At 67.4% G+C, this 24,699-nt stretch carries 23 protein-coding genes; 16 read left to right on the forward strand and 7 right to left on the reverse strand.

All coding sequences use genetic code 11. The features are described from left to right. Position 1 precedes the first annotated feature (1 nt). The 3 genes from C9E82_RS08065 to C9E82_RS08075 form a co-directional block, all read right to left on the reverse strand. Positions 2-1,135 (reverse strand): carbohydrate ABC transporter permease, encoded by a 1,134-nt coding sequence (locus C9E82_RS08065; protein WP_119900269.1) that lies wholly within the window; start codon positions 1,133-1,135, stop codon positions 2-4. Beyond that, positions 1,135-2,130, reverse strand: coding sequence for a carbohydrate ABC transporter permease (locus C9E82_RS08070; protein WP_119900270.1), 996 nt, complete (start codon positions 2,128-2,130; stop codon positions 1,135-1,137). The genes C9E82_RS08065 and C9E82_RS08070 overlap by 1 nt, the downstream gene beginning before the upstream one ends. Positions 2,131-2,203: 73 nt before the next feature. Next, complete coding sequence (locus tag C9E82_RS08075; RefSeq protein WP_420849856.1) at positions 2,204-3,535, reverse strand: ABC transporter substrate-binding protein; 1,332 nt, start codon at positions 3,533-3,535, stop codon at positions 2,204-2,206. 663 nt (positions 3,536-4,198) lie between these two features. On the opposite strand from C9E82_RS08075, the gene pqqA reads away from it, so the two are divergent. The 8 genes from pqqA to C9E82_RS08115 all read left to right on the forward strand — a co-directional run bounded on the left by pqqA (position 4,199) and on the right by C9E82_RS08115 (position 10,932). Next, positions 4,199-4,291, forward strand: coding sequence for a pyrroloquinoline quinone precursor peptide PqqA (gene pqqA, locus C9E82_RS08080; protein WP_076522366.1), 93 nt, complete (start codon positions 4,199-4,201; stop codon positions 4,289-4,291). Positions 4,292-4,380: 89 nt separating this feature from the next. Then, positions 4,381-5,262 carry a pyrroloquinoline quinone biosynthesis protein PqqB gene (gene pqqB, locus C9E82_RS08085; RefSeq protein WP_119900272.1) on the forward strand — a complete coding sequence of 294 codons (882 nt, stop codon included), beginning with the start codon at positions 4,381-4,383 and terminating at the stop codon, positions 5,260-5,262. Next, positions 5,259-6,026, forward strand: a complete 768-nt coding sequence (gene pqqC, locus C9E82_RS08090; protein ID WP_420849855.1) for a pyrroloquinoline-quinone synthase PqqC — start codon at positions 5,259-5,261, stop codon at positions 6,024-6,026. The genes pqqB and pqqC overlap by 4 nt, the downstream gene beginning before the upstream one ends. Further along, positions 6,023-6,382 (forward strand): pyrroloquinoline quinone biosynthesis peptide chaperone PqqD, encoded by a 360-nt coding sequence (gene pqqD / locus C9E82_RS08095; RefSeq protein WP_119900273.1) that lies wholly within the window; start codon positions 6,023-6,025, stop codon positions 6,380-6,382. The genes pqqC and pqqD overlap by 4 nt, the downstream gene beginning before the upstream one ends. After that, the gene (gene pqqE / locus C9E82_RS08100) at positions 6,379-7,515 is read left to right on the forward strand and encodes a pyrroloquinoline quinone biosynthesis protein PqqE (protein ID WP_119900274.1); all 1,137 of its coding nucleotides are present in this window, start codon (positions 6,379-6,381) and stop codon (positions 7,513-7,515) included. The genes pqqD and pqqE overlap by 4 nt, the downstream gene beginning before the upstream one ends. Before the next feature lie 228 nt (positions 7,516-7,743). Further along, the gene (locus C9E82_RS08105; RefSeq protein WP_119900275.1) at positions 7,744-8,451 is read left to right on the forward strand and encodes a response regulator; all 708 of its coding nucleotides are present in this window, start codon (positions 7,744-7,746) and stop codon (positions 8,449-8,451) included. Continuing rightward, positions 8,451-9,617 (forward strand): FIST N-terminal domain-containing protein, encoded by a 1,167-nt coding sequence (locus C9E82_RS08110; protein WP_119900276.1) that lies wholly within the window; start codon positions 8,451-8,453, stop codon positions 9,615-9,617. The genes C9E82_RS08105 and C9E82_RS08110 overlap by 1 nt, the downstream gene beginning before the upstream one ends. Then, a complete protein-coding gene (locus tag C9E82_RS08115; RefSeq protein ID WP_240643648.1) occupies positions 9,598-10,932 on the forward strand; it encodes an ATP-binding response regulator in 1,335 nt (444 codons plus the stop codon). Before C9E82_RS08110 ends, C9E82_RS08115 begins: the two co-directional genes overlap by 20 nt. A 16-nt stretch (positions 10,933-10,948) precedes the next feature. Here the strand turns inward: C9E82_RS08115 and C9E82_RS08120 are convergent, their stop codons facing one another. From C9E82_RS08120 to ubiE, 4 genes are all read right to left on the reverse strand, one after another. Beyond that, positions 10,949-11,830, reverse strand: coding sequence for a LysR family transcriptional regulator (locus tag C9E82_RS08120; protein WP_119900277.1), 882 nt, complete (start codon positions 11,828-11,830; stop codon positions 10,949-10,951). A gap of 162 nt (positions 11,831-11,992) precedes the next feature. Then, entirely contained in the window at positions 11,993-12,247 is a 255-nt protein-coding gene (locus tag C9E82_RS08125) for a hypothetical protein (protein ID WP_119900278.1), read from the reverse strand. A gap of 131 nt (positions 12,248-12,378) precedes the next feature. Further along, on the reverse strand, positions 12,379-13,914 hold the full coding sequence (gene ubiB / locus C9E82_RS08130) for a 2-polyprenylphenol 6-hydroxylase (RefSeq protein ID WP_122449239.1): 1,536 nt from the start codon (positions 13,912-13,914) through the stop codon (positions 12,379-12,381). Next, entirely contained in the window at positions 13,915-14,661 is a 747-nt protein-coding gene (gene ubiE, locus C9E82_RS08135; protein WP_119898798.1) for a bifunctional demethylmenaquinone methyltransferase/2-methoxy-6-polyprenyl-1,4-benzoquinol methylase UbiE, read from the reverse strand. A 76-nt stretch (positions 14,662-14,737) separates the two neighbouring features. On the opposite strand from ubiE, the gene mutM reads away from it, so the two are divergent. From mutM to C9E82_RS08175, 8 genes are all read left to right on the forward strand, one after another. Next, positions 14,738-15,583: a bifunctional DNA-formamidopyrimidine glycosylase/DNA-(apurinic or apyrimidinic site) lyase gene (gene mutM, locus C9E82_RS08140; protein ID WP_119898799.1), complete on the forward strand. Its 846-nt coding sequence runs from the start codon at positions 14,738-14,740 to the stop codon at positions 15,581-15,583. Between the two features lie 72 nt (positions 15,584-15,655). Continuing rightward, positions 15,656-16,432 carry an enoyl-CoA hydratase gene (locus C9E82_RS08145; protein WP_119898800.1) on the forward strand — a complete coding sequence of 259 codons (777 nt, stop codon included), beginning with the start codon at positions 15,656-15,658 and terminating at the stop codon, positions 16,430-16,432. Positions 16,433-16,586: 154 nt separating this feature from the next. After that, positions 16,587-16,856, forward strand: a complete 270-nt coding sequence (gene rpsT, locus C9E82_RS08150; protein ID WP_119898801.1) for a 30S ribosomal protein S20 — start codon at positions 16,587-16,589, stop codon at positions 16,854-16,856. Positions 16,857-17,423: 567 nt separating this feature from the next. Then, positions 17,424-18,794 carry a chromosomal replication initiator protein DnaA gene (gene dnaA / locus C9E82_RS08155; protein ID WP_240643588.1) on the forward strand — a complete coding sequence of 457 codons (1,371 nt, stop codon included), beginning with the start codon at positions 17,424-17,426 and terminating at the stop codon, positions 18,792-18,794. A 120-nt stretch (positions 18,795-18,914) separates the two neighbouring features. Further along, complete coding sequence (gene dnaN, locus C9E82_RS08160) at positions 18,915-20,036, forward strand: DNA polymerase III subunit beta (protein WP_119898802.1); 1,122 nt, start codon at positions 18,915-18,917, stop codon at positions 20,034-20,036. Then, positions 20,033-21,112: a DNA replication/repair protein RecF gene (gene recF, locus C9E82_RS08165; RefSeq protein ID WP_119898803.1), complete on the forward strand. Its 1,080-nt coding sequence runs from the start codon at positions 20,033-20,035 to the stop codon at positions 21,110-21,112. Before dnaN ends, recF begins: the two co-directional genes overlap by 4 nt. Before the next feature lie 94 nt (positions 21,113-21,206). Beyond that, the gene (gene gyrB, locus C9E82_RS08170; protein WP_119898804.1) at positions 21,207-23,645 is read left to right on the forward strand and encodes a DNA topoisomerase (ATP-hydrolyzing) subunit B; all 2,439 of its coding nucleotides are present in this window, start codon (positions 21,207-21,209) and stop codon (positions 23,643-23,645) included. A 201-nt stretch (positions 23,646-23,846) separates the two neighbouring features. Then, on the forward strand, positions 23,847-24,539 hold the full coding sequence (locus C9E82_RS08175; RefSeq protein ID WP_119898805.1) for an outer membrane protein: 693 nt from the start codon (positions 23,847-23,849) through the stop codon (positions 24,537-24,539). Positions 24,540-24,699 lie beyond the last annotated feature (160 nt).

Below are 24,699 nucleotides of genomic sequence, written 5' to 3' on the forward strand. Positions count from 1 at the left end.
TTCATCCACCTTTCACGGACCCGGCCAGCAGTCCCCGGACCAGGTATTTCTGCATTGCGAAGAACACCGCCAGCGGCACGGCAATCGAGATGAAGGCCGATGTCGCAAGGATTTCCCATTCGCCACCCTTCGATCCCATCAGCTCGCGCAGCACGCCGGTCATGACCAGCTGTTCGCGCGTGTTGCCCAGGAAAACGGTCGCCACCAGCAGGTCGTTCCACACCCACAGGAACTGGAAGATCGCGAAACTGGCCAGCGCCGGGAAGGACAGCGGCAGGATGATGCGCCGGAAGATTTGGAACTCGGTCGCGCCATCGACGCGGGCGCTTTCGATCACCTCGCGCGGCAGGCCGATCATGTAGTTCCGAAGCAGATAGATCGCCAGCGGCAGGCCGAAGCCGGTATGGGCCAGCCAGATGCCCAGATAGCCCTTGCCGATGCCGATCTCGTTGTGCATCCGCAAGAGCGGGATCAGCGCCACCTGCAAGGGCACGACCAAGAGCCCGACCACCGCCGCGGTCAGCAGCGCCCGGCCCGGAAAGCGCATCCAGGCCAGGGCATAGGCGGCGAAGGCGGCGATCAGGATCGGGATCACCGTGGCCGGGATCGTCACCGTCAGCGTGTTCATGAAGGCCCGGCCCAGCCCCTCGGCGGTCAGCACGCGCTGGTAATTGGCGGCGGTGAATTTCGGCGGCGCCTTGGTGGTCAGGAAGATCCGCTCGCCGCGCCGCATCTCGAAGGGGGTGGGCGAGGTCAGCACATAGGCGCCGTCCTCGGCCACGGTCAGCTGCCAGCCGTCGCTGGTCTCGACCGTCTCGCCCGGCTGATGGGCGCCGGGATCGCGGGCGCGGGTGCCCCAGGCGACCAGTGACTGGCCCTCGGCCAGCACATTGCCCTCGATGACGTAAAGCCCGTCGCGCTGCACCGCATCCGCGTCGGTTCCGGTCCGCACGAAGCCGGTCTGTTCCGACGCCGAGAAGGACTGCCACCAGCCGCTGGAGGCGATCTGGTCGCGGTCGCGGAAGGACGAGACCAGCAGCCCCAGCGTCGGGATCGTCCACAGCAGCACCAGAAGGAAGGCCGAGATGTTGACCGCCCAGACCAGCGTGGATTTCTGTCCAGCCATGCCCTCCATCAGCCTGCCTCCCTGCGCGCGTTGCGGATGTTCCAGATCATGATCGGCGTCACCAGGATCATCAGCACGATGGCGATGGCCGAGCCGCGCCCGTAATCGGGCGTGCCGCGGAACATCCAGTCATACATCAGGTTCGCCAGCACCTGCGTGCCCCATTGGCCGTTGGTCATCACGAAGACGATGTCGAAGACCTTCAGCACCACGATGGTGATGGTGGTCCAGACCACGGCGATGGTGCCCATGATCTGCGGCACCTTGATCTTGAAGAACACCTGCCAGGGCGAGGCGCCGTCCAGGATCGCGGCCTCGATGGTTTCCTCGGGGATGCCGCGCAGTGCGGCCGACAGGATCACCATGGCAAAGCCGGTCTGGATCCAGACCAGCACCAGCATCAGGAAGAAGTTGTTCCAGACCGGCAGGGTCAGCCAGATCTGCGGCTGGCCGCCAAGGCTGGTCACGATCCAGTTCAGCAGGCCGATCTGGGTCTCGCCTGCGGCGCGGTATTCGTAGATGAACTTCCAGATCACCCCCGCGCCGACGAAGCTGATCGCCATCGGCATGAAGATCAGCGACTTGCCGATATTGCCCCATCTGATCCGGTCGGTCAGCTGCGCGGCGATCAGCCCGAACAGCGTGGACAGCGCCGGCACGACCAGCAGCCACAACATGTTGTTGCGCATCGATTCGCGGAACTTGCCGTCGCCCAGCAGCCAGCTGTAATTCGCCCCGCCGACGAAGCGGCTGCCATTGGCATTGTGCAGCGACCGCCAGAAGCTGTCGATCACCGGATAGACCAGGTAGAGCGTCAGGAACAGGATCGCCGGTCCCAGGAACAGCCAGGGCCGGACCTGGTTCGCCTTGCGGATATTGTCGCCGGCATTGGGGCCGCGCGGCGGCCAGATCCGGTCCAGGATCATGTTCGATCCCCAGAACCAGGCCACGCAGCCGAAGACGCCCACGGCGATCGTGCTGACGGCCAGCCAGAACAGGTCCATCCCTTTGTCCCCCGTTGTTGTTTCGGACGCGCCGGTGTTGTTTCCGTCGCGCCCGGTCCGCGCCTTTGCGGCGTCAGTTCAGCGTCGACCAGGTCTGCTGGATCCGGTCGGCCACCTGTTGCGCCGGCCTGCCGCCGACGAAATCGACCATGCCGGTCCAGAACGCCCCCGCGCCGATCGCGCCCGGCATCAGGTCCGAGCCGTCGAAGCGGAAGGTCGTCGCATCCAGCAGGATCTGGCCCATCTTCTTCAGCGTCTCGTCCCCGTAAGCCTCGGGATTGACGCCGGAATGGGGGGTCACGAAACCCTTCTGCGCCATCCAGATCTCATGCGCGGCCGGGGTCTTGAGGAATTCGACGAAGGCGGCCGCGGCGGCATTGTCGGACAGAAGCGCGAACAGCGTGCCGCCGCCCAGCACGGGCTGGCCCAGGTCGCCCTCGGCCGGGGCGGGGAAATAGAAGAAATCCGCATCCTCGCCGATCACCGTGCCGCCGGGGAAGAAGGACGGGATGAAGCTGGCCTGGCGATGCATGTAGCAAGCCGGCGGGCTGTCGAACAAACCCTTGGGGCTGTCGCGGAAATCGGTCGAGGACACCCCGCGCGTGCCGCCGGCCACGAAATCGTCATTGCCGGCGAACCAGCCGAATTCCTCGATCGCGGCGACCACCTTGGGATCGTTGAAGGGCAACTCGTTGGTGGTCCAGGCGTCGTAATCCTCGGGGCTGTTCATGCGCAGCATCAGGTCCTCGACCCAGTCGGTCGCGGGCCAGCCCGTCGCCCCGCCCGAACCCAGCCCGATGCACCAGGGCGTCTCGCCATCCTCGGCGATCTGTTCGGTCAGCGCCTTCAGATCCTCATAGGTTTCGGGGATCTCATAGCCGGCATCCTCGAAATTCTCGGGGACGTACCAGACCAGCGACTTCACGTCGGCCTTGTAGGGAAAGGCATAGAGCGCCTGTTCGCCGTCGGGGCCGGCATAGGTCCCCAGCGCCGCCCAGCTTTCGCCCGCCGCGTAATTGTCGCGCAGCCATTCCGCGGTGTCCTCGCCCAGGGGCTTCAGATGGCCCTTCTCGGCCAGGTCGGCGGCAAGCCCCGGCTGGGGAAAGACCGCCATGTCGGGGGGCGATCCCGCCTCGCTGTCGATGACGATCTGCTGCTCGAAACTGTCCGAGCCGGAATAGTTGACGCGGGCGCCGGTCGCATCCTGGAAATAGGCGATGACCGAGGTGAACAGCTCCTGGTCGGCACCCAGCCAGGGGCCCAGCAGAGTGAAGGATTGCCCCTCCAGATCGGGATGGGCGGCCTTGAAATCCTCGAGGCTCTGCCAGTTGATCCGGTCGTCGCTGCCCGGCTCGATCACAAGCTGGGCCGCGGCGCCGCCCGCCGACAGGGCCGCCGCCGACAGCGCCGTGGCGGTCAGATAGAGAATGGTCCTCACGTCTTCCTCCCTCGATGTGCCGGATTCGGCGCAGGGCCCCGGCAGTTAGCGATAACAACACACGCGCCGACCATCTGTCAAACGCTTATCATCAATGCGCCGGAAACTGGTCCGACCGGCGCCGCGTCCTGGTTTTTGCCAAAGCCGGACTTCATCCGGAAAGCACCATAATTTCCAATGTTTTCCGTGAAAATATGGATCTCCTGACCATCTCCATCCGATCCCATGCTTCCGCGCCCTGCCTTGAAAGCGCTTTCGATATTCGCGGACCCCGGCCGCTGCGGAACGGCCGTCCCGCCGTGACGAAACGCCCCGGCGCGGCCGCATCATCGGTTCAACCCTAAGCTGCCGAATCCCCTGTGCCAATCCCGTCCTGGCCGGGCGAAAGCCCCGCGCCGGCCCTGCCGCGTGATTCGAAAGACGGCATCGCAATGATTTGACCCGCGACCGCCTTGCCGCCCGAACCGGCCGAATCGCGTGAAACATCGGCATTTCAGGGCGTTGGGCCCGGCGAATGGCAGGGAAAATGTCCCGAGGATTGCGACCTTTGTCGGGTTGACCCAACCCCGTCGTGATCTACATTGATTACCAGTCGCCACGGCGACGCCCATGGCCTGGAGGAGGAATTGCATGGCTTGGACCAAACCGACCCTTAAGGAAATCGCCTGCGGCATGGAAATCAACATGTACGCACCGGCCGAGGACGAACCGGTTCTGTTCTGATTCCCTCAGGACATGAATGGGTTGAAGACCCCGTCCGACGGTCTCGGACGGGGTTTTTCGTCTGAAACGGCATGTGAATCGGGGAATTGATGCGGATCATCCTGCTGGGCGCGGCGGCTGGCGGCGGTTTGCCGCAGTGGAATTGCGGCTGTTCGAATTGCGACGCGGCGCGGGCGGGGCGCATCCCGGCGATGAGCCAGAGTTCGATCGCGGTCAGCGCGGATGGCGAAAGCTGGGCGATCCTGAACGCCTCGCCCGATATCCGCCAGCAGCTGGCCGCGACCCCGGCGCTGCACCCGACCGGGCTGCGGCAGTTGCCGCTGCGCTCGGTCCTGCTGACGAATGGCGATATCGACCATGTGGCCGGGCTGCTGACATTGCGCGAAAGTCAGCCGTTCGAGCTGTTCGCCACGCAGGCCATCCACGACGCGCTGGCCGCCAACCCGATGCTGGGCGCGGTCCGCGCCGATCTGGTGCCGCGCCTGGCCGTCGCGCTGGACCGGCCGGTCGAACTGGCCCCCGGCCTGCAGGCCACCCTGTTCGCCGTGCCGGGCAAGGTGCCGCTGTATCAGGAGGGCGAGGTGGTCGAGACCGGCCTGCTGGGCGAGACCACCGTCGGGGTGGAGCTGACGGCAAAGGGGCGGCGCGCGCTCTATATCCCCGGCTGCGCCGAGATGCCGGGCTGGCTGAAGGACCGCATCGCGGGTGCCGACGCGCTGCTGTTCGACGGCACATTGTGGTCGGATGACGAGATGATCCGCATGGGGCTTGGCGCCAAGACCGGGCGCCGCATGGGCCATATGCCGGTCAGCGAAACGCTGGAGATGCTGGAGGATATCGACGTGGACCGTCGCGTGCTGGTGCATCTGAACAATTCGAACCCGCTGTGCGACCCGGAAAGCCCCGAAGCCGCCGAGGCCGGGGCGAAGGGCTGGCATGTCGGCCGCGACGGAATGGAGATCGAGCTGTGAAAGACATCGTCAACGCCGCCCAGTCCCGCGAAAAACAGTCCCGCGAGGATTTCGAGGCCAGGCTGCGCGCCATCGGGGCGGAACGCTATCACGACCGCCACCCGTTCCACGCGCGGCTGCATGGCGGGGAATGCAGCCCCGACGAGGTGCGGGCCTGGGTCATCAATCGCTGGATGTACCAGTCGCGCATCCCGATGAAGGACGCCGCCTTCATGTCGCGCGTCGAGGATCCCGACCTGCGCCGCCACTGGCGCAAGCGGATCGAGGACCATGACGGCGGTACCGAGGAAGGCGGCGGGATCCGCCGCTGGCTGGCCCTTGCCCGCGCGGTGGGGCTGGATCCCGACTATGTCGCCAGCGGCAGGGGCATCATGCCGGCCACCCGCTTCGCGGTCGATGCCTATGTCCGCTTCGTGCGCGACATGCCGCTGCTGGATGCCGTCGCCGCCAGCCTGACCGAGCTGTTCGCGCCGAAGATCCATGCGCAGCGGATCGAGGGCCTGCTGGCCCATTACGATTTCGCCGACGACACCAGCCTGGCCTATTTCCGCAAGCGCCTGACCGAGGCGCCCGAGGACGTGGCCTTCGGGCTGGACTATGTGCTGACCCATGCCGACACGAGGGAAAAGCAGGACGCGGCGGCGGCGGCGCTGGTCTTCAAGACCGACGTGCTGTGGGCGCAGCTGGACGCGCTGTGGCACGGCTATGTCGAGGGCAACATCCCGCCCGGCGCCTGGCGTCCCGGAGAGGGGCTGCTGCCATGACCGTCCAGCCAGCCATCCCCCGGCCAGCGACCGCGCAATCCAGGCCGCAACCGACGGCCCGGCCCGCGCCGCTGATCGGGTCGGACGACATCCCCTATCTGCCGCGCGGCGTGCGGCTGGCCGATGACCGGGTGCGCGGCATCCGCGTCCTGCAGGCCCCCGAGCGCGCCTTGCAGCTTGACCCGATCGGCGATGCGATCCTGTCGGAACTGGACGGCAACCGCAGCATGGCGGCGATCGTCAGCGACCTGGCCGCGCGCTATCACGCGCCCCGGGACCAGATCGCCGGCGACGTGCGCGATTTCCTGACCGGCCTGATCGAGCGCCGCATGGTTTTCCTGAGGAAGCAGCCATGAAGGACCAGCCGGTTTCCCCGCAGCCCCGCGACATCGACGGCAACCCGGTCACGCCCGGCCTGCCCATGGCCATGCTGGCCGAGATCACCCATCGCTGCCCGCTGGCCTGCCCCTATTGCTCGAACCCGCTGGAGCTGGTGCGCGCGCAGGGCGAGATGCCGGCCGAGGACTGGGCCCGCGTCTTCCGGCAGGCCGCCGACCTGGGCGTGCTGCAGGTCCATGTCTCGGGCGGGGAACCCGGCGTGCGCCGCGACCTAGCGCAGATCGTCGAAGCGGCGCGGGATGCGGGGCTCTATGTGAACCTGATCACCTCGGGGATCGGCATCACCCGCGAAAGGCTGGAGGAGCTGGACCGCGCCGGCGTCGATCACGTGCAGCTGTCCTTGCAGGGCATCCGGCCCGACATGGCCGACCGGATCAGCGGCCATCCGGGGTCCTGGGACAAGAAGATGGGCTTCGCAGCTTGGGTGGCCGAGATCGGCTTTCCGCTGACCATCAATGCCGTCGTCCACCGCCAGAACATGGAGCGCCTGCCAGACATGATCGACCTGGCCGAGACGCTTGGCGCGCGGCGGATCGAGGTGGCGACCGTGCAGTTCCACGGCTGGGCCGACCTGAACCGCAAGGCGCTGATGCCCACCCGCGAACAGGCCGCCTTCGCGCGGGCCGTGGTCAACGAATCGCGCCTCCGGCTGCGCGGGCGGATGGTGATCGACTATGTGCCCGCCGACCACCACGCGATCTATCCCAAGGCCTGCATGGGCGGCTGGGGCTCGACCGGGCTGAACGTCTCGCCCGACGGGACGGTGCTGCCCTGCCATGCCGCGCCCTCGATCAAGTGGATGCGCTTCGAGAATGTCCGCGAACGCTCGCTGTCCGACATCTGGCACCTGTCGGAGTCCTTCAACGCCTTTCGCGGCACCGAATGGATGCCCGAGCCCTGCCGCAGCTGCGAGCGCAAGACCGTCGATTTCGGCGGCTGCCGCTGCCAGGCGATGGCGCTGGCCGGCGATGCGCGGGCGACCGATCCGGTCTGCTCGAAATCGCCGCTTCATGCCGGGCTGGTCGCCCAGGCCGAGGAGGACGCGACCGGCGATACGGCCGAGTTCATCTATCGCCGCATCAGGAAATGATCCGCCACGGCGAATCGGCGGCCGCGTCATCGGCGCCGCGCGGCTGCCGGAATGCGGCGCCCGCGGGCGGGGATGCCCGCCAGGACCGCATTTTCGGCGGGGAATGACGGTCCAAGGTTGCAGGATCCCGCGACGGGGCTTGCTTTGCCCGGCCCCCCTCCTACAATCGCCCCCAGGACCAGGCGGCAGGAGGAGGCCGCCATCCACAAGCTCACGGGAGGAATAGAAATGACAGCCGCAGCCGTGCAGGCCAAGCCGTCGTCCACGCCCCGGCCAAGTGCGGACCGGGTCCGCGAGATCCTGATCGTCGACGACCATCCGCTGATGTGCGATGCCCTGGCACTGACGCTGAAGATCAGCTTCGGGTTGAAGAATGTCCGCACCGCCCGCAGCCTTGGCGCGGCGATCGAACAGATCCGCGCGCAGGGGGCGCCCGACGCGGTGATCCTGGACCTGAACCTGCCGGACGCGCGCGGCGCCGAAGGCATCGTGACGCTGCGCCGGCAGCTGCCCGAGGTGCCGATCACCATGATCTCGGCCGATCTGGAGGCCGCGATGATCTCGGCCGCGATGGCGGCGGGGGCGCAGGGCTATATCAGCAAGTCGCTCAGCCGCGAGGCGCTGGTGGACAGCCTGCGCCGCATGTGGGAGGGCGAATTCGTCACCCCCGAGGGTTACGAGCCCGAACAGGCCCAGGCCGAGGACGAGGCCCGCGCCGAACTGGCCCGCCGCTTCGCCACGCTGACGCCGCAGCAGATGAAGATCCTGCGGCTGATCTGCCAGGGCAAGGCGAACAAGGAGATCAGCTACGAGCTGTCCATCGCCGAGGCCACGGTGAAGACCCACATCACCGCGATCATGTCCAAGATCAACGCCCGCCGCCGCACCCAGGCCGTGCTGCTGGCGAACACGATCCGGCTGTTCGAGGCCGGCTGATGGACGCCGCCCCGGCCGCCCTTCCGGGTCCCGTGGCGGTGCAGGCCGATTGCGACGCGCCCGACCTGGCCGAGCGGCTGCTGGCCACGCTGGAACCCTCGGCGCCGACGCTGGTCTTGCTGTTCGGCGGCCGGGGCGACCGGCTTGGCCCGGTGGGCGCGCGCCTTTCCGCCGCGCTGGGGCCGGATTGCGCGGTGGCCGGCTGTTCCTCGGCCGGAGAGATCGGGCCCGATGGCTATACCGCCGGCAGCATGGTCGCGATCGGCTTTCCGCGCGCCAGCTTCCGGGCCAGCGCGCTGGTGCTGCCCGACCTGGGAACGCTGCCGGTCTCGGACTGGATGGCGGCGCTGCGCCGCCATCACGCGGCCTTCGGACCCGATCCGCGCCGGTCGCTGTTCGGCCTGCTTCTGGTCGACGGCATGGCCGGGCAGGAGGACGCGCTGGTCGCCACCATCGACGCGGCGCTGCCCTCGGTGCCGGTGCTGGGCGGCTCGGCCGGGGACGGGCTGGATTTTCGCCGCACCACCCTGCTGGCCCAGGGCGAGGCCCGCGACGACATCGCCGTCTTCGTCCTGGTCGAGACCGACCTGGCGGTCAGCGAAGTCACCTTCGCCCATTTCAGCCCCACCCAGACCCGCGCCGTCGTCACCGCCGCGATCCCCGAGAAGCGCCGCATCCTAGAGCTGAACGCCGAACCCGCCGCCGACGAATATGCGCGCCTGACCGGCATCGAGCGGGCGCGGCTGACGCCCACGGAATTCGCCCAGCACCCGCTGCTGCTGCGCATGGGCCGCCGGCACCATGTCCGCGCCATCAGCGCGCTGACCGAGGATGGCGGGCTGTCGCTGATGTCGGCGATCGATCCGGGCACGGTGCTGACCCTGGGACGGGCCGAGGACATGACCCAGGGCTTCGCCGAGGCGATGGATTCGCTGCCCTGCCCGCCGCTGATGGTGCTGGGCTTCGACTGCATCCTGCGGCGGCTGGCCCTTGAACGCGCCGGCCTGACCGATACGATGTCGGACATGTTCACGCGGTATCGGGTGGCCGGTTTCAGCACCTATGGCGAACAGCACAGCGGCATGCATGTAAACCAGACCTTCGTGGGAATCGCCTTCATGCCTCCGGCCGTGCAGGAACGGGGGGATGGCGCGCATGTTGCGTGACGACGACCTGCCCCAGCGCAAGGTCGAGAAGCTTCTGCGCATCAACAGCGTCCTGATCGACCGCATCGACCGGCTGGAGGAGACCCGCGGCTCGGCCTGGTCGATGTTCCAGGCCGCCGTCGCGCTGGAGCAGGAGGTCCTGGCCCGCACGCGGCAGCTGGAAAAGGCGATGGCCGACCTGTCGCAGCGCAACCGCGAGCTGGCCGTGGCCCGCGCCAGCGCCGAAGAGGCCAACCGCTCGAAGACCCGCTTCCTGCGCGCGGCCAGCCACGACCTGCTGCAGCCGCTTTCCGCGGCGCGGCTGTTCCTGTCGGCCCTGTCGGACACGCAGCTGGACGAAAATCAGCAGGAGCTGGCGCAACGCCTGTCGGGCGCCTTCGAATCGGTCGAGCAGTTGATGCACGCCGTGCTGGATATCTCGCGGCTGGACAGCCAGCGGATCGAGTTCCACCGCCAGCCGGTTCAGGTCAACGACCTGTTCCGCCGCCTGGCCATCGAATTCGCCCCGGTGGCCGAGGCGAAGGGGTTGCGCCTCAGCTTCGTGCCCACCCATGCGGTGGTGGAAAGCGATCCGGTCTTTCTGCGCCGGATCGCGCAGAACCTGATCTCGAACGCGATCAAGTACAGTAACCGTGGCGGCGTCCTGGTCGGCATCCGCAAGCGCGGCCCGATGGGCTGGCTGCATGTCTACGACACCGGCGTCGGCATTCCGGCCGTGGACCGCAACCGCATCTTCGACGAGTTCCAGCGCCTCAACCACGACACGGCGACGCCCGGCATGGGGCTGGGCCTGTCCATCGTGCGCCGCGCCTGCAACAAGCTGGGCCACCCGATCCGGCTGGAATCCGAGGCGATGCGCGGCACGGTCTTCCGCGTCGGCCTGCCGCTGGTCGAGGCGCGGACCGAACCGCGCCGCAAGGATCCGCCCGACGCCGCGATCCTGGCGTTGCGCGGCCGCGTCGCGCTGGTGGTCGAGAACGATGCCGGGATGCGGCACGGATACGAGATGATCCTGCGCGACCGGCTGGGCATGGTCGCGCGCCTGTCGGGCGGCACCGACGAGGCCCTGGCGACGATGGGCGAGGAACCCCCCGACGTGATCGTCGCCGATTACAGCCTGGAAAACGGCGATACCGGCCTGACCGCGATCCGCGCCCTGCGCGAACGGGCGGGCCGCGAGGTTCCGGCGGTCATGGTCACCGCCCATCGCGACGCAAGCGTCAATCGCGGCTGCGCCGCGCTTGGCGTGCCGATCCTGGCCAAGCCGATCCGCCCGGCCGAGCTGACCGAGATCCTGGGCCAGCTGCTGGGCTGACCGGCTCGGTCCGGCTTCAGTCCAGCTTCAGCCCGGTCAGGAAATCCACGAAGTTGCGCATCGCCGCCGTCATCAGCTTGCGCGAGGGATAGACCAGGCTGACCGGAATGTCCGGCAGCGCGAAATCGCCCATCACCGGCACCAGAAGGCCCGAGGCGATGTCGTCCTCGACCACGAAATCCGGCAGCAGCGCGATGCCCTTGCCATTGACCGCAAGCGACCGCAGCATGTCGCTGTTGTTGGTCGAAAAGGCGGGCTGGATCTTCTGATAGATCACCTCGCCGTCGCGGCGCAGCGGCCATGTGCCCGAGCCGCGCAGATTGGTGTAATGCAGGCATTTATGCGCGGTCAGGTCGGCGGGCCGCAGCGGCACGCCGTTTTCCGCCAGATAGTCGGGCGTCGCCACCATATGCACGCCGACCTCGTGCAGCTTGCGCGCCAGCAGCGTGGAATCGCCCAGCTGGCCGATGCGGATGACGGCGTCGAACCCGTCGCCGATCAGGTCGGCATTGCCGTCGTCCAGCACGATCTCCAGCTGGATGTCCGGGAACTGCTCCATGAAGCGCAGGATATGGGGCTGCAGGATCTTCAGCGTGTAGAAGATCGGAGAGCCGATCTTCAGCGGCCCCGACGGATGGCCGATGGCGCAGCGCAGGCTTTCGTTGGCGCTGTCCAGCAGGCGCAGCACCTCGCGGATCTTCTCGGCATAGGCCAGGCCCAGGGTCGTCGGCGTCACCGCCCGCGTGGTCCGCACCAGCAGGCGCGTGCCCAGATCGGCCTCCAGATCCGCGATATGCTTGCTGCACAGGCTTTTCGATATGCCCATGCGCCGCGCGGCGCCGGCAAAGCTGCCCTCGTCCAGAATGCAGAGGAATGTGCGCAGGACCGCGATATCCATGTCGTCTTTCGTTGCCCGGATGTTCAGGCCGGCCGCAAGGCCCGCCGGATCGGCGACAGGATGCGCCAGTTCGCGGGAAAGGAAAACCGGGCGGACGCAAGGGCCACCCGGAATGGGTGCAGGGATGCCGCAGGTCTGGCGGCATCCCCCGCGGCCGCGGCCTCAGTCGCGGCTGGGCGCGTCGATCACGCCGCTGGAGGGAAAGCGCGTGACGGTCACCTTGTCATTGGGCGACAGGTTCATGTTCACCAGGTCCTTGCTGCCATAGACGCGGCTGGCGGGCAGCTCGACGGTCTGGTCGGCGGTGGCGAAAACCGGGGCGTTGTCGTGGCGATCCATCGTTTCGCGGAAGGAATCGGCCTGCGCCACACCGGCGACAAGGCCCAGGGCGGTCAGGGCAAAAGCGATCTTTTTCATGGTCTTGTTCCTTGTTCTGCAAACGCATCGCTGCGTTTCGTGAACAGGAAATATGACCGCGCTGTGGCAAGTATTAGGCAGGTTTTGTCGCGCACTTTGTTCGACGCTGTTGAACAATCACGCCCGCGCGATCAGCCCGCCAGCCAGGCCAGCCCGCCCCCCAGGCAGAGCCCCGCCAGCCCTGCCGCCATCGCGGGCAGCCAGCGGATGCGGCGCGGAACGGGCGGCTGCTGCGCGTCGGGATGAGCGCGCCGCCACAGCATGTCCTCGACGATGCGCGGCAGCAGCGGGCCATATCGGCCCAGGGTCTGGACGATCTCGGTCGCGTCGCGCGCCATCGCCTTCGGGCCCAGGCTGCTCTTGATATAGTCGGTGACGACCGGCTTGGCGGCCTGCCACATGTTCAGCTGCGGATCCAGCGAGCGCGCGACGCCCTCGACCACGACCATGGTGCGCTGCAGCAGGATCAGCTCGGTCCGGGTCTGCATCCCGAAACGCTCGGTCACCTCGAACAGGTAGGCCAGCAGGTTCGCCATCGAGATCTTGCTGGCATCGGCGCCGAAGATCGGCTCTCCGACCGCGCGCAGGGCACGGGCGAAGGCGGCCTCGTCGCGGTCGCGGGGGACATAGCCCGCCTCGAAATGCACCCGCGCCACGCGGCGATAGTCGCGGCGGATGAAGCCCATCAGGATCTCGGCATAGACGCGGCGGGTATAGGCGTCGATCTCGCCCATGATGCCGAAGTCATAGGCCAGGATGTCGCCATTCGCCGCGACCTTCAGGTTGCCGTGATGCATGTCGGCATGGAAGAAGCCGTCGCGCAGCGCGTGCTGCAGGAACAGCTGGATCACCCGGCGGGCCAGGTGGGTGACGTCATGGCCGGCGGCGATCAGCGCCTCGCGGTCGCCAAGCGGCAGCCCCTCGGCCCAGTCGGCGGTCAGCACCCGGCGCGAGGACAGGTCCCAATGCGGCGCGGGAATCGCGAAGCCCTCGTCGCCTTTCGTGTTTTCCGCGAATTCCGAGGCCGAGGCGGCCTCCAGCCGGAAATCCAGCTCTCCGTTCACCACCGATTCGAAATGGCTGACCACGTCGCGCGGCCGCAGCCGGCGGGTCGCGGGGGACAGCGCCTCGATGATGCCGGCGGCGAAATGGAAGGCGTCGATGTCGCGGCGAAAGGCGCCCTCGATGCCGGGGCGGACGACCTTGACGGCCACCTCCTGCCCGGTCTCGCGGATCCGCGCCCGGTGGACCTGGGCGATCGAGGCCGCCGCCACGGGTTCGGAAAATTCCGAGAAGATCATGTCGACCGGGTGGCCCAGCTCCGCCCCGATGATCCGCTTGGCCTGGTCGGTCGGGAAGGGCGGCAGCCGGTCCTGCAACATGCGCAGCTGGTCGGCCAGTTCGGTGCCGACGACATCGGCGCGGGTGGAAAGGATCTGGCCGAACTTGATATAGGCCGGCCCCAGCGCGGTGATCGCCCGCGTGACCGGCGGCAGCGCCGGATCGCCCCGGTAGCCCAGCCAGCGGAACGGCCAGCCCAGCACCCGCGCCGCCAGCCGCAGGCGCGGCGGCGCGTCCAGCGCGTCCAGCGCGACGCCCATCGCGCCGGATCGTTCGAAGGTCGCGCCGGTGCGGATCAGGCGCAGGACATTGTGCGGGCCGCGCATCTACAGCTTCCAGCCCGAATGCAGCGCGGCGATGCCCATCGACAGGTTGCGCCATTGCACCCGGCCGAAACCGACATCGCGGATCATCTGGGCAAAGCTCTCCTGATCGGGGAACTTGCGGATCGATTCGACCAGATATTGATAGCTGTCGCGGTCGCCCGTCACCGCCTGGCCCATCGCCGGGATGACGTTGAAGGAATAACGGTCATAGGCCCATTGCATCGCCGGCACCGGGATCTGGCTGAATTCCAGCACCAGCAGCCGCCCGCCGGGACGCAGCACGCGATAGGCCTCGGCCAGCGCGTCGGCGACGCGGGTGACATTGCGGATGCCGAAGCTGATCGTGTAGCGGTCGAAGCTGTCGTCGGCGAAGGGCAGCGCCATCGCGTCGCCTGTGACCCAGGCCAGCCGGTCGGCCTTCTCGGCGGCCTCGGCACGCTTGCGGCCCTCGACCAGCATCTGTTCGGTCATGTCGCAGACGGTGACGCGGGCGCCCGGCGCGCGGTCCAGGAAGCGGAAGGCGATGTCGCCCGTGCCGCCCGCCACGTCCAGCAGGTGCTGGCCGTCGCGCGGCGCCAGCCAGTCCATCATCGCGTTCTTCCAGACCCGGTGGATGCCCGCGCTCATCAGGTCGTTCATCAGGTCATAGCGCGAGGCCACGCTGGAAAAGACGCCATGGACCAGACCGGCCTTGTCGTCCTCGTCCACGGTCCGGAAACCGAAATGGGTCTGTTTCTTCTCGCTCATCGCGCTTGCCGTTTCTGTTCTCTGGGGCCAGATAAGTCCGGCGCGCCGCGCGCACAATGCAGCGAAAGGAACCGGATTGCCAGAACTGCCGGAAGTCGAAACCGTCCGACGCGGCCTTCAGCCGCATCTGGAGGGCCAGCGGATCCTGCGGGCCGAGGCCCGTCGCCCCGACCTGCGCTGGCCGCTGCCGCCCGACCTGGTGCAGGTGCTGACCGGCGCCAGGGTGACGGCGCTGCGCCGGCGGTCGAAATACCTGCTGGCGGACCTGGATCGCGGCGGCACGGTGCTGATGCATCTGGGCATGTCCGGGCGGATGCTGGTCGAGGGCGCGGGGCTGGCGGGCTTTCACCGCGACCCCTCGGTCCTGGCGCGTCACGATCATGTCGTGCTGACGACCGAGGCCGGCACGACCATCACCTTCAACGACGCCCGCCGCTTCGGCATGGTCGACCTGATCCGCGAGGGCGCGTCCCATCCGCTGCTGGACCATCTGGGGCCCGAGCCCTTCGACGATGCCTTCACCCCCGCCTATCTGGCGCTGCGCTTCGCGAACCGCCGCGTTCCAGTGAAACAGGCGCTCCTGGACCAGCGCATCGTCGCCGGGCTGGGCAACATCTATGTCAGCGAGGCGCTGCACCGCGCCGGCATCGATCCGCGCCGGGCCGCCGGCCGCATCGGCGCGGCACGGCTGGCGGCGCTGGCTGGCCATGTCCGCGACGTGCTGTCCGACGCCATCGCCGCGGGCGGATCCAGCTTGCGCGACCACCGGCAGGCCAGCGGCGAGCTGGGATATTTCCAGCACAGCTTCCGCGTCTATGACCGCGAGGGCCAGCCCTGCCCCGCGCCGGGCTGCAGCGGCGCCATCCGCCGCATCGTGCAATCGGGACGCTCCAGCTTCTTCTGCCCGGTCTGCCAGCGATAAGGCCGGCCTTGGCTTTCCTGCGCCCTTGCTGCTAGGAATCGCGGCAACGGTTCTTAGCAAGGGGTCCTGTCCATGGCCTACGAAACCATCATCGTCGAGATCGAGGACGAGGTCGCGCTGATCCGCCTCAACCGCCCCGAGGCGCTAAACGCCCTGAACTCGGCCCTGGTGCGGGAACTGGCGGGCGCGCTGACCGATGCCGACCGCAACGACAAGGTGCGCGCCATCGTGCTGACCGGCAGCGAGAAGGCCTTCGCCGCCGGGGCCGACATCAAGGAGATGTCGCAGAAAAGCTTCGTCGACGTCTACAGCCAGGACATGTTCGGCACCGAGATCAAGGTGATCGAGGGCATCCGCAAGCCGATCATCGCGGCGGTCAGCGGCTATGCGCTTGGCGGTGGCTGCGAGTTGGCGATGATCTGCGATTTCATCATCGCCGCCGAGAACGCCAAGTTCGGCCAGCCCGAGATCAACCTGGGCGTCATCGCCGGCATCGGCGGCACCCAGCGCCTGACCCGCTTCGTGGGCAAGTCCAAGGCGATGGACATGCACCTGACCGGCCGCTTCATGGACGCGGCCGAGGCCGAGCGCTCGGGCCTGGTCAGCCGGGTGGTGCCGACCGCGAAGCTGATCCCCGAGGCGATGGCCGCCGCCCGCAAGATCGCCGAGAAATCCCAGGTCTCGGTCAAGGCCGCGAAAGAGGCGGTGAACCGCGCCTATGAGACGACCATGGCCGAGGGCATCCTGTTCGAGCGGCGCAACTTCCACGCGCTGTTCTCGACCGAGGACCAGAAGGAAGGCATGGCGGCCTTCCTGGAAAAACGCGAGCCGCAGTTCCGCGACCGCTGATTCGGGCTTTCCTTTTGCCGATTCCTGGCCTATAGGCCCTCGCTTACATGCGCGTGGGCCCGCTTAGGCAAGAATCATGACCGTTTCCGAAGGGAAGTGGCGCCATGGGTCTTTTGCGCGAACGAAACGCTGAAGACTCGATAGGACCCGATCCATGGCCAATACGCCCCAGTCCAAGAAACGCGCGCGCCAGACCCTGCGCCGCACCGACGTGAACAAGGCCCGTCGCTCGCGCATCCGCACCTTCCTGCGCAAGGTCGAGGAAGCCATCGCCAGCGGCAATGCCGACGCCGCCCGCGAAGCCCTGAAGAACGCCCAGCCCGAACTGATGCGCGGCGTGACCAAGGGCGTCGTCCACAAGAATACTGCAGCGCGGAAAATCTCGCGCCTGTCGTCGCGCGTCAAGGCGCTGTCGGCGGCCTGATGCCGCACCCTCCGGGGTTCGGAAATCGCTGCAATCCGGCCCGCTAAGGGCATCAATCTCAGATCGGGCGCAAGCTTCCGGCTTGCGCCCGATCTGCTTTTTCTGCGCCTGCGAAACTTGTTAACGTGGCGTTAATAATCCTTAATTTTCAGGGCCATCCGAAAATTTTTCTGTCGAGTCAAAGACCTCGCAGATTCGGCTCGGCAAAGCCCCTGTCAAGCGCATAGTTCGGTTGCGCCGCTCATGCGGCTGTTGCTAACTTCTTCCTGCGATTCACATCGCCTTGGGGGACAGGTCGCGTCCTGGACCGAATCTCAGATAGGAAGCAAGACGCGACCGGGCGGAGATCGGGGGGTCATCCTCTGCTGCCCAGGGATCCGCGACGGCCGGCTGCCACCGGTCTCTGCCGGGTCCCGTCTATTGGTTGGTACGGGCCATACGCCCATTCATGTGGTCTTCCCGACCGCAGGAATGGCCTGTTGTTCGTTCCGGTCCCCAGGGAAGAGGTGACGCATCTGGCCCGCCGGCAAATCGGCGGGGATGGGGACAGGAATGACAGGTCGGATGATGATGGAAAAAATCTGGGGGCAGGCATGTGCGAAGCTGGAAAAGACCGTCGGTCCGAATAACTTCAACCACTGGATCAAGCCGCTGCAGCTGACCGCGCTGGAAGACGGCGTGGCCAGCTTCGCCAGCCCGACGCGCTTCATCTCGGACTGGGTGAACCGCCATTTCGCCGACGACATCCTGGTCGAGCTGTCGCGGCAGGGCTCTCCGGTCGAACGCCTGCGCTTCGATGTCGGCGGCAAGCGGCCCGCCGCCGCCGCCAATGCCGCGTCCGCCGACAGCGCCCCTGCCCGGCCCGCCGCCCGCGCCCGCACGGGCGGATCGCGGCCCGACCTGGGGGCGCCGCTGGATCCGCGCTTCACCTTCGGCAATTTCGTCGTCGGCAAGCCCAACGAGCTGGCCCATGCCGCCGCCCGCCGCGTGGCCGAGGGCGGCCCTGTGGGCTTCAACCCGCTGTTCCTCTATGGCGGCGTGGGCCTGGGCAAGACCCACCTGATGCACGCCATCGCCCATGACTATCAGTCCCGCCACCCGGCGGCCGAGGTTCTCTACCTGTCGGCCGAGCAGTTCATGTACCGCTTCGTGCAGGCGCTGCGCGAAAGCACGATCATGGATTTCAAGGGCATGTTCCGCAACGTGAACATGCTGATGGTCGACGACGTGCAGTTCATCGCCGGCAAGGACAGCACGCAGGAAGAATTCTTCCACACTTTCAACGCGCTGGTCGATCAGGGCAAGCAGATCGTCATTTCCGCCGACCGGGCCCCGGCCGAGATCAAGGGGCTGGAGGAACGCATCAAGTCGCGCCTCAGCTGCGGGCTGATCGTGGATCTGCACCCGACCACCTACGAGCTGCGCCTGGGCATCCTGCAATCCAAGACCGAGGCTTTCCGCGCCCAGCATCCCGACCTGGAGATGGGGCCGGGCGTGCTGGAATTCCTGGCCCACCGGATCACCACCAATGTCCGCGTGCTGGAGGGCGCGCTGCAGCGGCTGTTCGCCCATGCCAGCCTCTTGCGCCGGGAAATCACGCTGGACGTGGCGCAGGAATGCCTGGCCGACATCCTGCGCACCAATGACCGCAAGATTTCCATCGACGACATCCAGCGCAAGGTGGCCGAGCATTACAACATCCGGCTGGCCGACATGATGGGGCCGAAACGCGCCCGCACCGTCGCCCGCCCGCGCCAGATCGCCATGTATCTGTCCAAGCAGCTGACCAGCCGGTCCCTGCCCGAGATCGGCCGCCGCTTCGGCGGGCGCGACCACACCACGATCATGCACGGCGTGCGCAAGATCGAGGAGCTGGCGGCCGCGGATCACGCGCTGGCCGAGGATATCGCGCTGCTGAAGCGGCTGCTGGAGGCCTGAGCGCCCGCCACCGCGCCCCCTCTGCGCGCCTGTCAGGAAAACCTTGTGACCCCGCCGCGTCGGGGTTACAAAACAGGTCCGACGCAGGGGCCTGAATGGCCATAGGGACAGGGAAAAGCGATGAAATTCTCGATCGAGCGCGCCGTTCTGGTCAAAGCCGTCTCGCAGGCCCAATCCGTTGTCGAGCGTCGCAACACCATTCCGATCCTTGCCAATGTGCTGATCGAGGCCGCGCCCGACGGCGTCAGCTTCCGCGCCACCGACCTGGATACCGAGGTCGTCGACCGCGCCGTGGCCCAGGTCGAACGGCCCGGCGCCACCACCGTCAGCGCCATGATGCTGAACGAGATCGCCCGCAAGCTGCCCGACGGGGCGCTGGTCAACCTGACCTCGGACGAGGCGACGGGGCGGCTGTCGGTGCAGGCCGGCCGGTCCAGCTTCAGCCTGGCGACGCTGCCGCGCGAGGATTTCCCGGTCATGGCCACCAGCGAATACGGCGCCAATTTCACCGCCCCCGCGGGCGTGCTGCGGCGGCTGTTCGACAAGTCGAAATTCGCCATCTCGACCGAGGAGACGCGCTATTACCTGAACGGCGTCTACATGCATGTGGCGCAGGCCGCCGATGGCGGGCCGGTGCTGCGCTGCGTGGCCACCGACGGCCACCGGCTGGCGCGGATCGACGCGCCGCTTCCGGCCGGGGCCGAGGACATGCCCGGCGTGATCGTGCCGCGCAAGACCGTGGCCGAGCTGCGCAAGCTGCTGGACGAGGACGACGCGGACATCGCCGTTTCGATCAGCGAGACCAAGGTGCGCTTCGCCACGCCCGAGATCACCCTGACCTCGAAGGTCATCGACGGCACCTTCCCCGACTATTCGCGCGTGATCCCGGTGAACAACGCCCGCAAGCTGGAGGTGGACGCCAGCGACTTCGCCCGCGCCGTGGACCGGGTGGCCACGGTCAGCAGCGAACGCTCGCGCGCGGTCAAGCTGGCGCTGGACAGCGACCGGCTGGTGCTGTCCGTGAACGCCCCCGACGCCGGCGCCGCCGAGGAGGAGCTGATCGTGGCCTATGCCGACGATCCGCTGGAAATCGGCTTCAACGCCAAATACCTGCAGGAAATCGCCAGCCAGGTGGACCGCGACAATGCGGTCTTCATGTTCAACGGCTCGGGCGATGCCGCGCTGATCCGCGAAGGCAGCGATGACAGCGCGGTCTATGTCGTCATGCCGATGCGCGTGTGAGCCTGACCCGGCTTTCGCTGGCCCAGTTCCGATCCTGGCCGCGCCTCGATCTGGCACTGGACGCAGATCCACTGGCGATCTTCGGCCCGAACGGATCGGGCAAGACCAACATCCTGGAAGCGGTCTCGATGCTGGCGCCGGGACGCGGGCTGCGCGCCGCCGCCGCGCCCGACCAGGCGCGGCAGGGCAAGGGCGCGGGCTGGCGCATCCGCGCCGCGATCGGCGACCGGGATGTCGAGACGACCGCCCCGCCGGGCCAGGCGCGGCAGGTGACGATCGACGCCAAGGCGGTGCCGCAGACGGCGCTGGGGCGGCTCTTGCGGGTGATCTGGCTGGTGCCTGCGATGGACCGGCTGTGGACCGACGCGCCGGAAACCCGCCGCCGCTTCCTGGACCGCGTGACGCTGAGCCTGCTGCCCGACCATGCCGAGACCGCGCTGGCCTATGACAAGGCGATGCGCGAAAGGAACCGCCTGCTGAAGGACCAGGTCGCCGATCCCGGCTGGTATCGCGCGCTGGAAGCGCAGATGGCCGAGGCGGGCGCGGCGCTGACCCGCAACCGGCTGGAGGCCATCGCCCGGATCGCCGCCGCCCAGGACGAGACCGGCGGCTTTCCCGCCGCGCGGCTGGCGCTGCTGCCCGGCGAGGGCCATGCCGACGACCCCGAGCCGGACAGCATCGCCGCGCGGCTGGCGGCGATGCGGGGCCGCGACCTGGCCGCCGGGCGCAGCCTGACCGGCCCGCACCGCGCCGACCTGGGCGCGCATTGGGGGCCGCAGGACATGCCCGCCGCCCTGTCCTCGACCGGAGAGCAGAAGGCGCTGCTTCTGTCGCTGGTGCTGGCCAATGCCCGCGCGCTGTCCGACCAGCCGGTGGTCCTGCTGCTGGACGAGGTCGCCGCCCATCTGGACGCCGACCGGCGCGCGGCGCTTTACGACCGGATCGCCGCCCTGCCCGCCCAGAGCCTTCTGACCGGCACCGGGCCCGAGCTTTTCGAGGCCTTCGGCACCCGCGCCCGGCGGCTTCGGGTAGCAAAACCGGACGGGATTGCCTCGCAGGCGCAAGAGATGCTCTGAAACCCGCCTAAAACGCAGAAAAAGCCGGGCTTTCCCGTGACTTTGCCTGCCGGAGGGCTTATATCGGCGACAGACGAACAGGACAATTTCACACATGACCGACACCACCCCTCAGCCCGCAGAATACGGCGCGGATTCCATCAAGGTTCTCAAAGGGTTGGAAGCCGTCCGCAAACGGCCCGGCATGTATATCGGCGATACCGACGACGGCTCGGGCCTGCATCACATGGTCTATGAGGTCGTGGACAACGGCATCGACGAGGCGCTGGCCGGCCATGCCGACTATGTCCATGTGAAGATCCATGCCGACAGCAGCGTCTCGGTGCGCGACAACGGCCGCGGCATCCCGGTCGACATGCATCCGACCGAGGGCGTTTCCGCGGCCGAGGTCATCATGACCCAGCTGCATGCGGGCGGGAAGTTCGACAGCAATTCCTACAAGGTCTCGGGCGGGTTGCACGGCGTCGGCGTCTCGGTCGTGAACGCGCTGTCGGACTGGCTGGAGCTGCGCATCTGGCGCAATGGCAAGGAACATTACGCCCGTTTCGAACATGGCGACGTGGTCGAGCATCTGCGCGTCACCGGCGACGCCGCGCCGGGCGAGAAGGGGACCGAGGTGCGCTTCCTGGCCTCGGCCAAGACATCCGAGACGGCCGGCACCTTCAGCAACCTGGACTATGTCTTCAAGACGCTGGAAAACCGCCTGCGCGAGCTGGCCTTCCTGAACAGCGGCGTGCGCATCATCCTGGAGGACGAGCGCCACGCCGAGGTCCAGCGGACCGAGCTGTTCTATGAGGGCGGCGTGCGGGAATTCGTGAAATACCTGGACCGCTCCAAGGCTGCGGTGATGTCCGAGCCGATCTTCATGACCGGCGAAAAGAACGGCATCGGGGTCGAGGTCGCGATGTGGTGGAACGACAGCTACCACGAAACCGTGCTGCCCTTCACCAACAACATCCCGCAGCGCGACGGCGGCACCCACCTGGCGGGCTTCCGGGGTGCGCTGACGCGGGTCATCAACAACTATGCCCAAAGCTCGGGGATCGCGAAGAAGGAGAAGGTCGATTTCACCGGCGACGACGCGCGCGAGGGGCTGACCTGCGTGCTGTCGGTGAAGGTGCCCGACCCGAAATTCTCCAGCCAGACCAAGGACAAGCTGGTCAGTTCCGAGGTGCGCCCGGCGGTCGAGGGGCTGGTGGGCGAGAAGCTGGCCGAATGGTTCGAGGAAAACCCGGCCGAGGCGCGCCAGATCGTCGGCAAGATCATCGAGGCCGCGCTGGCCCGCGAGGCCGCCCGCAAGGCGCGCGAGCTGACGCGGCGCAAGACCGCCATGGACGTGGCCAGCCTGCCCGGCAAGCTGGCCGACTGCCAGGAGAAGGACCCAGCCCTGTCCGAGCTGTTCATCGTCGAGGGCGATTCGGCCGGCGGCTCGGCCAAGCAGGGCCGGTCGCGCAAGAACCAGGCGGTGCTGCCCCTGCGCGGCAAGATCCTGAACGTGGAACGGGCGCGGTTCGACCGGATGCTGTCCTCGGAAACCGTGGGCACGCTGATCACCGCGCTGGGGACCGGCATCGGACGCGACGAATTCGACCTGTCCAAGCTGCGCTACCACAAGATCGTCATCATGACCGATGCCGATGTCGACGGCGCCCATATCCGCACGCTGCTGCTGACCTTCTTCTTCCGGCAGATGCCCGAGCTGATCGAGGCCGGGCATCTCTATATCGCGCAGCCGCCGCTCTACAAGGTCGGGCGCGGCCGGTCCGAGGTCTATCTGAAGAACGAGGCCGCGCTGGAGGATTACCTGGTCCAGCAGGGGGTCGAGGGCGCGACGCTGCGCCTTGGCTCGGGCGAGGAGATCCTGGGCAACGACCTGGCCCGCGTGGTCGAGGAGGCCCGCATCGCGCGCCGCATCCTGCGCGCCTATCCGACCCATTACCCGCCCCATATCACCGAACAGGTGGCCATCGCCGGCGCGCTGCTGCCCGGCCGGATCGATGCCGATGCCCAGGCCGCGGCCGATGCCGTCGCCCTGCGCCTGGACCTGGTGGCCGAGGAATACGAGCGCGGCTGGTCCGGCCGCCCGACCCAGGACGGCGGCATCCGCCTGTCGCGCCTGCTGCGCGGGGTCGAGGAGACGCGCACCCTGGACGGCCAGATGCTGCGCAGCGGCGAAAGCCGCCGCCTGGGCGAGATGACCGCCTCGCTGCAAGAGGTTTATGGCAGCCCCGCCCGGCTGGTCCGCAAGGACCGCGAGGTCCCGATCTACGGCCCGCTGAGCCTGCTGGCGGCGATCTTCCTGGAGGGCGAGAAGGGCCTGTCGCTGCAACGCTACAAGGGCCTGGGCGAGATGAATCCCGAACAGCTGTGGGAAACCACGCTGGACCCGGTGGCGCGCACCATGCTGCAGGTCCGCATCGAGGACGTGGCCGAGGCCGAGGACCTGTTCACCAAGCTGATGGGCGACGTGGTCGAGCCGCGCCGCGAATTCATCCAGCAGAACGCGCTGAGCGTCGAGAACCTGGACATCTGACCGGACTGAACCGCTTGTGAATCCGCTGTTGTAGATTTGCCGCTATTCCGGCTGGAAATGGTGTAGTGTCAATGCTATCTGATGCTGCGCGTTGCCTGATTGACGCGAAAAGTTTAATTAGTCTACATCATGTTACATGTCGGGCTCTGGGTGATTCTGGGAGGAATGCCGGGCCGGGACATCGATCCCAAGGAGTGACACATGCCGTTCACGAAAACCCTCACCGCTTCCGCCGCAGCCATTGTCGCCATGGCCGGTGCCTCCTTCGCAGGCGGCTTTGTCGCTCCGGTCACCGAACCGCCGGTGATCGTCGCCCCCGAAGCCCCCGTGGCCAACTGGGCGGGCGGCTATGTCGGCGGCTCGGTCGGCTATGCCTTCGGCGGCGATGACGAGATCGGGCTGAACGATTCCTCCGCCCTGGGCCAGGTCGATGTGAAGGGCGTCAATGCCGGCCTGCACGCCGGCTATCGCTGGCAGCGCAACAACTGGGTCTTCGGTCCCGAACTGTGGGTCGAGGGCGGCAGCGTCGACGCCACTGATACCGTCACCTTCGCTGGCGCAAGCCGCGAAGTCGCGTCCGAGGTCAACTATCTCGTCGGCCTGCAGCTCAAGACCGGCTATATCGTGAACCCGCAGACGATGGTCTACGGCACCGCCGGCTTCGTGCGCGGCGACTTCGACTATTCGCTGGACGACGACACCCAGGGCTATAGCGATAACGGCTATTCGCTAGGTCTGGGCGTCGAGCGCAAGCTGCGCGAGAACCTGGCGCTGTTCGCCGAATGGCAGTATCGCAACTTCGGCAAGACCGACATCACCTTCGGCGACGGCACGACCACCCGCGCCACGCCCGAGCATCACAACATCAAGGTCGGTGTGAACTTCAGCTTCTGATCTTCGGATCCACGCCAGACCGGGCCGGCCGCCTCGCGCGCGCCGGCCTTTTTGCTGTGCCGCTGCATCCCTGCGCTGCGGGCGGCGGCCGGTTCCGAGGCGACCGGCCGCAGGGCCGGGTCCCACCGTCGTCGCAGATGTTGTTTTCTATGCACCGCAC

Origin of the sequence: Paracoccus sigandri, assembly GCF_003709565.1 — a bacterium.
GTDB lineage: Bacteria > Pseudomonadota > Alphaproteobacteria > Rhodobacterales > Rhodobacteraceae > Paracoccus > Paracoccus siganidrum.

Coding starts and splice junctions, on each gene's coding strand:
- pqqD (WP_119900273.1), top strand. CDS start 6,023: ATGACCGTCCAGCCAGCCATCCCCCGGCCAGCGACCGCGCAATCCAGG.
- C9E82_RS08175 (WP_119898805.1), top strand. CDS start 23,847: ATGCCGTTCACGAAAACCCTCACCGCTTCCGCCGCAGCCATTGTCGCC.
- C9E82_RS08125 (WP_119900278.1), bottom strand. CDS start 12,247: ATGAAAAAGATCGCTTTTGCCCTGACCGCCCTGGGCCTTGTCGCCGGT.
- pqqA (WP_076522366.1), top strand. CDS start 4,199: ATGGCTTGGACCAAACCGACCCTTAAGGAAATCGCCTGCGGCATGGAA.
- C9E82_RS08110 (WP_119900276.1), top strand. CDS start 8,451: ATGGACGCCGCCCCGGCCGCCCTTCCGGGTCCCGTGGCGGTGCAGGCC.
- C9E82_RS08145 (WP_119898800.1), top strand. CDS start 15,656: ATGGCCTACGAAACCATCATCGTCGAGATCGAGGACGAGGTCGCGCTG.
- ubiE (WP_119898798.1), bottom strand. CDS start 14,661: ATGAGCGAGAAGAAACAGACCCATTTCGGTTTCCGGACCGTGGACGAG.
- dnaN (WP_119898802.1), top strand. CDS start 18,915: ATGAAATTCTCGATCGAGCGCGCCGTTCTGGTCAAAGCCGTCTCGCAG.
- C9E82_RS08120 (WP_119900277.1), bottom strand. CDS start 11,830: ATGGATATCGCGGTCCTGCGCACATTCCTCTGCATTCTGGACGAGGGC.
- C9E82_RS08070 (WP_119900270.1), bottom strand. CDS start 2,130: ATGGACCTGTTCTGGCTGGCCGTCAGCACGATCGCCGTGGGCGTCTTC.
- pqqB (WP_119900272.1), top strand. CDS start 4,381: ATGCGGATCATCCTGCTGGGCGCGGCGGCTGGCGGCGGTTTGCCGCAG.
- C9E82_RS08115 (WP_240643648.1), top strand. CDS start 9,598: ATGGCGCGCATGTTGCGTGACGACGACCTGCCCCAGCGCAAGGTCGAG.
- ubiB (WP_122449239.1), bottom strand. CDS start 13,914: ATGCGCGGCCCGCACAATGTCCTGCGCCTGATCCGCACCGGCGCGACC.
- pqqE (WP_119900274.1), top strand. CDS start 6,379: ATGAAGGACCAGCCGGTTTCCCCGCAGCCCCGCGACATCGACGGCAAC.
- gyrB (WP_119898804.1), top strand. CDS start 21,207: ATGACCGACACCACCCCTCAGCCCGCAGAATACGGCGCGGATTCCATC.
- rpsT (WP_119898801.1), top strand. CDS start 16,587: ATGGCCAATACGCCCCAGTCCAAGAAACGCGCGCGCCAGACCCTGCGC.
- C9E82_RS08065 (WP_119900269.1), bottom strand. CDS start 1,135: ATGGAGGGCATGGCTGGACAGAAATCCACGCTGGTCTGGGCGGTCAAC.
- C9E82_RS08105 (WP_119900275.1), top strand. CDS start 7,744: ATGACAGCCGCAGCCGTGCAGGCCAAGCCGTCGTCCACGCCCCGGCCA.
- dnaA (WP_240643588.1), top strand. CDS start 17,424: ATGATGGAAAAAATCTGGGGGCAGGCATGTGCGAAGCTGGAAAAGACC.